This is a genomic window from Nitrobacter vulgaris (assembly GCF_002028545.1).
Taxonomy (GTDB): Bacteria; Pseudomonadota; Alphaproteobacteria; order Rhizobiales; family Xanthobacteraceae; genus Nitrobacter; species Nitrobacter vulgaris.
Genome location: NZ_MWPQ01000026.1, coordinates 121,033 through 127,914 on the forward strand (window position 1 = coordinate 121,033; position 6,882 = coordinate 127,914).

General features: G+C 60.6%; 5 protein-coding genes. 3 read left to right on the top strand and 2 right to left on the bottom strand.

Annotation, left to right across the window (positions count from 1 at the left end):
• Positions 1-351: 351 nt before the first annotated feature.
• Genes B2M20_RS06680 through arsB form a run of 3 tightly spaced genes read left to right on the top strand, consistent with a single transcriptional unit; the run spans position 352 to position 2,250 of the window.
• Positions 352-714: an ArsR/SmtB family transcription factor gene (locus tag B2M20_RS06680; protein WP_079446306.1), complete on the top strand. Its 363-nt coding sequence runs from the start codon at positions 352-354 to the stop codon at positions 712-714.
• A 45-nt stretch (positions 715-759) separates the two neighbouring features.
• Positions 760-1,185, top strand: coding sequence for an arsenate reductase (glutaredoxin) (arsC, locus tag B2M20_RS06685; RefSeq protein WP_079446287.1), 426 nt, complete (start codon positions 760-762; stop codon positions 1,183-1,185).
• Positions 1,186-1,194: 9 nt separating this feature from the next.
• Positions 1,195-2,250: an ACR3 family arsenite efflux transporter gene (arsB, locus tag B2M20_RS06690; protein ID WP_079446288.1), complete on the top strand. Its 1,056-nt coding sequence runs from the start codon at positions 1,195-1,197 to the stop codon at positions 2,248-2,250.
• 76 nt (positions 2,251-2,326) lie between these two features.
• Here the strand turns inward: arsB and B2M20_RS06695 are convergent, their stop codons facing one another.
• Complete coding sequence (locus B2M20_RS06695) at positions 2,327-5,458, bottom strand: multidrug efflux RND transporter permease subunit (RefSeq protein ID WP_079446289.1); 3,132 nt, start codon at positions 5,456-5,458, stop codon at positions 2,327-2,329.
• 1 nt (position 5,459) lies between these two features.
• Complete coding sequence (locus B2M20_RS06700) at positions 5,460-6,608, bottom strand: efflux RND transporter periplasmic adaptor subunit (RefSeq protein ID WP_079446290.1); 1,149 nt, start codon at positions 6,606-6,608, stop codon at positions 5,460-5,462.
• Between the last annotated feature and the right edge of the window lie 274 nt (positions 6,609-6,882).

Consider the following 6,882-nt stretch of genomic DNA (forward strand, 5'->3'; position numbering starts at 1 on the left):
GAGAGGGGTAGGGACACCCTTCAGATGGGCTCTCTATTTACGATTAATTGCAGCCGTTTCTGACCGTCGGCACCGACCTTCATCTGATCGCGGAAGTGCATGTAATGCTCGACGTTCTGCCGTGACATGCCGATGTCGTTGGCGATCTGGTCGACCTCGTAGCCTTTAACTAGGGGTGGCGATCGTACCAGCGAAAATCCAGGAAACCCGCATAAAACCTAAAACCATCCATAGCCCTGCTTGATCCGCTGAAGGCGGCACTTGAAGTTGGAATTGCCGCAGAAGGACTGGCGCACCACGAATTTCTCGTGTATTTGATATTTCAATAATAATTGAAATATTGAGATGACAATGCACGAAAGACAGGCGCTTGACGCCTTCGCCGCGCTCGCGCAAGAAACGAGGCTCCGCATCATCCGTCTTCTGGTGAAAGCGGGTCGCGAAGGGATGTCCGCTGGCGCCATCGGAGAAGCGATGGACAGCGCATCCTCCTCGCGCATGTCCTTTCACCTGAGTCATCTCGAACAGGCCGGGCTTGTCGAATCTTGGCGCGAAGGGCGGTCGATCATCTACAGCGCGGCCTTAGTGACGCTCTCCAATCTTGTCGAATTCCTCATGCGCGACTGCTGCCAGGGCCATCCCGAGGTGTGCAATCCGGCCGTCGCCGCGCTGTCCTCGTGTTGCGAACCTGAGAAAGGTGCTTCCAATGTCTGATGCAGATCAGTCCTCGCCTCGCAACAGCGCGGCGTGAGGTCGATCATGGACGTCATCATCTATCACAACCCCGACTGCGGCACGTCGCGCAATACGTTGGCGATGATCCGCAATTCCGGCATCGAGCCGCATGTCGTCGAATATTTGAAGACGCCGCCGTCACGCACGCTGCTGACGCAACTCATCGCGCGCATCGGCATCTCCGCGCGGGCACTTCTACGCGAAAAGGGCACGCCTTACGCGGAGCTTGGCCTTGCCGATCCGAAACTGACCGACGACCAGATTCTCGACGCCATGATGGCGCATCCGATTCTTATTAACCGGCCGATCGTCGTCAGCTCAAAGGGCGTGAAACTCTGCCGGCCGTCCGAAGAAGTTCTCAATTTGCTGCCGCCGCAGCAAGGCGAACTCACGAAGGAAGACGGTGAGCGCGTTGTCGACGAACGAGGTCGCCGCATCGCGACGGTGTGAGGAAAAATCATGTCTACTTTCGAACGCTATCTCACCTTCTGGGTCGCGCTCTGCATCGTCGTCGGCATCGCATTCGGCCATGTTATGCCAGGCGTGTTTCAGGCGATCGGCGTAGCGGAAATCGCCAAGGTCAACCTGCCGGTGGCCGTACTGATCTGGCTTATGGTCATTCCAATGCTGCTCAAGATCGACTTCGCCGCGCTCGGTGAGGTTGGCCGACACTGGCGCGGTATCGGCGTGACGCTGTTCGTCAATTGGGCGGTGAAGCCGTTCTCCATGGCTTTGCTCGGCTGGCTCTTCATCGGCTGGTTGTTCCGGTCCCTGCTGCCCGCCGACCAGATCGACAGCTATATCGCGGGCCTCATCATCCTCGCCGCCGCGCCTTGCACGGCGATGGTGTTTGTATGGTCGAATCTGACGAAGGGTGAACCGCATTTCACGCTGAGCCAGGTCGCGCTCAACGACGCGATCATGGTAGTGGCCTTCGCGCCGATCGTCGGGCTACTGCTAGGCCTGTCCGCGATCACCGTGCCGTGGGGCACGTTGATCTTATCGGTGGCGCTCTACATCGTCATCCCGGTGATTGTCGCGCAAATCATCCGACGGCGTCTACTGTCGAGCGGCGGGCAGGCCGCGCTCGACAGGCTGCTCGCGAAGCTCGGGCCGGTCTCACTGGTATCGCTGCTGGCGACGCTGGTGCTGTTGTTCGGTTTCCAGGGCGAGCAAATCATGGCGCAGCCGATGGTGATCGCGCTGCTCGCCGTGCCGATCCTGATCCAGGTCTATTTCAATTCCGGGCTCGCCTATTTGCTCAATCGAATCTCGGGGGAGCAACATTGTGTCGCCGGCCCATCGGCCCTGATTGGCGCGTCCAACTTCTTCGAGCTGGCCGTTGCGGCCGCCATCAGCCTGTTCGGTTTCCATTCCGGCGCGGCGCTCGCGACCGTCGTCGGTGTGCTGATCGAAGTGCCGGTCATGCTCTCCGTCGTGTGGATCGTGAACCGCTCCAAAGGTTGGTACGAGCGCGACGGTAAGGCGGCGGCGGTTGTGGAGGCAAACCGTTGATGTTGCCAAAGCGGGCGGCCCAGGGCCGGAATGGATTTCGGTCGGTCGGCACGGGGTTGCGGCCACGGCCCGCGCGCTATTCGGCCGCTTCCTTGATCGAGTTGTGGCTCGACAGGTTACGACCGCCACGGCTCCAGCGGGACAGCCAGTTGGAGAACTGGTCAAGATAGAGATAGACGACCGGCGTGGTGAAAAGCGTCAACGCCTGACTGACCAGAAGCCCGCCGACCATCGCATAACCGAGCGGCTGACGAATCTCCGATCCAGCTCCGGTGCCCAACATCAGCGGCACGCCGCCGAGCATCGCGGCCATGGTCGTCATCATGATGGGCCGGAAGCGGAGCAGGGCGGCCTTGCGGATGGACTCTTCCGGTGACAAATGCTCCTCGCGCTCGGCCGCGATCGCGAAGTCAACCATCATGATGCCGTTTTTCTTGACGATGCCGATCAGCAGGATGATCCCGATCAGTGCGATCAGGCTGAAGTCGTAGCCGAACAGCATCAGCGTCGCGAGCGCGCCGACACCCGCCGACGGCAGCGTCGACAGGATCGTGATCGGATGGATGTAGCTTTCGTAAAGAATGCCCAGGATCAAATATACGACGATGAGCGCGGCCAGGATGAGCAGCGGAACGGTGCCGAGCGACTGCTGAAACGCCTGCGCGGTGCCCTGGAAGCTGCCGTTGAGGGTGGCGGGCGTACCGAGCTCTCGCATTGCATTCTGTATCGCGTCGGTTGCTTGTCCCAGCGCCACGCCTTGCGCGAGGTTGAAGCTGATGGTGATGGCGGGGAACTGGCCCTGATGGCTGATCGACAGTGGCCGCACCGGCACGGTCGTCCACTTGGCGAAAACCGCCAGCGGGACCTGTTCGCCGGTGAGCGGCGACTTGACGTAGATCTTGTCCAGCGTGTCGACCTTGCCCTGCAAGTCGGGAAGGATTTCGAGAATCACGCGATAGGTGTTGAGCTGCGTGAAGTATTGCGCGACCTGCCGCTGTCCGAAGGCGTCGTAGAGCGTATCGTCGATGAGCTGCGGTGTGACGCCGTAGCGGGACGCCGCGTCACGGTCGATTGTGAGCGTTAGCGTGGTGCCGTTGGTCTGTTGGTCGGTGGCGACATCGCGCAGCTGCGGCAGCGTCTGCAGCTTCTTCAGAACCTTCGGCGCCCAGGTATTCAGCTCGTCGAGATCGGCGTCCTGAAGCGTATATTCGAATTGGGTGCGGGTCGCGCGGCCGCCGAGCCGGACGTCCTGCGAGGCCTGAAGAAACTGTCGCGCGCCTTCCACCTGCTCAAGCTTCGGCCGTAGCCGCTCGATCACTTGCTGCGCCGACGCATCGCGCTCCTCCCGCGGCTTCAGCGTGACGTACATGCGGCCGTTGTTGAGTGCGCTGCCGCCGCCGCCGATGAACATGGCGATGCTGTGCACGGCGGGATCGGCCAACACGATCCCGCCGAGCTCCTCCTGCTTTTTCTTCATTTCCGCGAACGAGATGTCCTGCGCGGCCTCGGAGGTGCCGAGGATCATGCCGTTGTCCTGCTGCGGGAAAAACCCCTTCGGGATGATCACGAACAGGTAGATCGAGAGGCCGAGCGTCACGAAGAACACGAGAAGCGTGGTGCGTCGCCAGCGCAGCACGAGATCGAGACCGCAGCGATAGGCGTTGAGCAGCGCATCGAAACCGCGCTCGCTGAGTTGGTAGAGCCGACCGTGCTTCACGCTGTCATGACTGCGCAGGAAACGCGACGCCATCATTGGGGTCAGCGTCAGCGATACGACGAGCGACACGAAAATCGCCATTGCCAGCGTCACCGCGAACTCACGGAACAGCCGCCCGATGATGCCGCCCATCAGCAGCAGCGGAATCAGCACGGCAATCAGCGAAATGCTGATCGACATGATGGTGAAGCCGATCTCGCCCGCGCCTTTCAACGCCGCCGCCATCGGCTTTTTGCCCTGTTCAATATAGCGGCTGATGTTTTCCAGCACGACGATAGCGTCGTCGACGACAAAGCCGACCGAGATCGTCAGCGCCATCAGCGACAGGTTGTCGAGCGAATAGCCGAATGGCCACATCAGGGCGCATGCGCCGAGCAGCGCCAGCGGAACGGTGACGCTCGGGATGATGGTCGCCCAGAAGTTGCGCAAGAAAAGGAAGATCACCATGATGACGAGGCAGATGGTGATGAGTAGGGTGATCTGAACGTCTTCGATTGCGGCGCGAATGGTGGTGGTGCGGTCGCTGATGATCTTGATCTTGATCGCAGGCGGGATCGCCGCGATCAGTCTGGGCAACTCCGCTTTGATCCTGTCGACGGTGTCGATGACGTTGGCGCCCGGTTGCTTGAAAATGATGAGGAATACGCCGCGCTTGCCGTTCGCCCACGCCGCCTGCTTGTTGTCCTCGGGGCCTGTCACCGCCCGGCCGATGTCGCGCACGCGCAGCGGCGCTCCATTGCGATAGGCGATGATCACGTCGTTCCAATCCTTCGACGCGGTCAGCTGATCGTTGGCATAGATGGTGTAGCTGCGCGTTCCGCCGTCGATGCTGCCTTTGGGAGCGTTGACGGTCGTCAGGGTGATCTGGCTGCGGATGTCCTCGAGCGACAGGCCCTTGGCCACGAGCTTCGCCGGATCGATCTGGATGCGGATCGCCGGTTTCTGCTGGCCGCCAACGAAGACCTGCGCGACGCCGGAAATCTGGCTGATCTGCTGCGCCATCTGGGCGTCTGTGTCGTCGCTCACCGTCGTCAGGGGCAGGGTGTCGGATGTTGCCGACAGCAACATGATGGGCGAGTCGGCGGGATTGACCTTGCGGTAGGTCGGCGGACTCGGAAGGTTCTTCGGCAACTGGCCGCTGGCGGCGTTGATTGCGCCCTGAATGTCGTTGGCCGCGCCGTCGATGTTGCGGTTGAGATCGAACTGGATTGTGATCGACGTCGACCCGATCGAACTGGTCGATGTCATCTGCGCGATGCCGGGAATCTGCGCCATTTGCCGCTCGAGCGGCTGCGCCACCGACGACGCCATGGTTTCGGGGCTTGCGCCGGGCAGGTTCGCCTGGACCTGGATCGTGGGGAAATCGACCTGCGGCAACGGCGCGACCGGAAGCAGCGGGAAGGCTACCAGACCGACAAACAGAATGCCCGCCATCAGCAACGATGTTCCGATGGGATAGCGAATAAACAGCGCAGAAATGCTGTCGTTCATCCTAGTCGCCCGATGACTCGGAGCTCGCGATTGTCGCCGTCACGACCGATCCTGGTTGAACCCGATACTGTCCGGCGACAATAACACGCTCTCCCGGAGCGAGCCCTTTTTTGATGATGGTTTCGCCGTCGATCGACTTGCCAACCTTGATCTTGCGAAACTCAGCTTTGTTGTCTTCCTTGACCACGTAAGCATAAAGTCCGTCGGTTCCATGCTTGACCGCGTCATCGGGAGCCACGACGGCATCCTTCGTCGTGGACACTAGCAGACGGGTCGAGACCGATTGCCCGGGCCACAGGATATGATCCTTGTTCTCGAAAACCGCCTTGAGGCGGATAGTCCCGCTCGCGGTGTCGACCTGATTGTTAATTAGCGTCAGCGTTCCCTCGGAAAGCATCCTCTTGCCGTCGGGTGAGTACGCGACCGTCTTCGGCGAACCGGCCGCGATGGCATCCTTGATTTGCGGCAGTTGATCTTCCGGCGCGGTAAAAATCACGGCGATCGGCTCGATCTGCGCGATGGTGACGATGCCGGTCTGGGTTGAGGCATTGACGATGTTGCCCCGATCGACAAGACGGAAACCGGTGACGCCCGCAATCGGCGCACGGATGCCGGTGTAGTCAAGTTGGGTCTGTGCATTGGCAATCGCGGCTTCGTCCGCAGCGATCTGTGCGTTGAGCTGCTGCACCATCGAACGCTGAGTGTCGGTCTGCTTCCGCGTCGCGAATTCGCCGAGCTTGGTATAGCGCTGCAGGTCGAGTTCGGCGTTGGCCAGATTGGCTTCATCTTGCGCTTTCTTGGCCTTGGCCTGGTCGAGCGCGGCCCGGTACGGCCGCGGATCGACCAGGGCGAGCAGGTCGTTCTTTTCGACCAGCTCGCCCTCCTTGAAGGCGATCCGGTCGATCTGACCATCGACACGCGTGCGGACCACGACGGTGTTGAATCCCTGCACGGTTCCAAGTCCGGTCAGATAGATCGGGAAATCACCTTTGCGTACGGTTGCGATCCTGACCGGAACCGGCGGAACCTGTGCAGCGTTTCTGGTAGGCTCGTTGTGCTTTCCCGTACCGTGGTGCCACAGCGCGTAGCCGCCCATCACAGCGATCACCGCGACGAGGGACGTCCAACCGACAATTCGCGACCGGGACATGATGCTTGCGCCTAGGAAATTAGAGGCTTTCAAAAAATACTCGCGCCGCCGTGGTATATCCGTGCGTATTGCGTGTAAACACACCATCCCTTGAAGTTCTAAGCAATCTGAAAGCTTTGGACGCTGTCGACCCACGCGGGGCGCGCCGATCTTGAAGGCGGTGGCGCCCGTGTTCCGTCTTTTTTCTGATAGCGGAGCATGGTAGGAGTGCCCGTACACGCAGCCTGTTTTTCGATCTGGACGGCGCTACAGAGCCTTGTCGAACGCTTTGGGC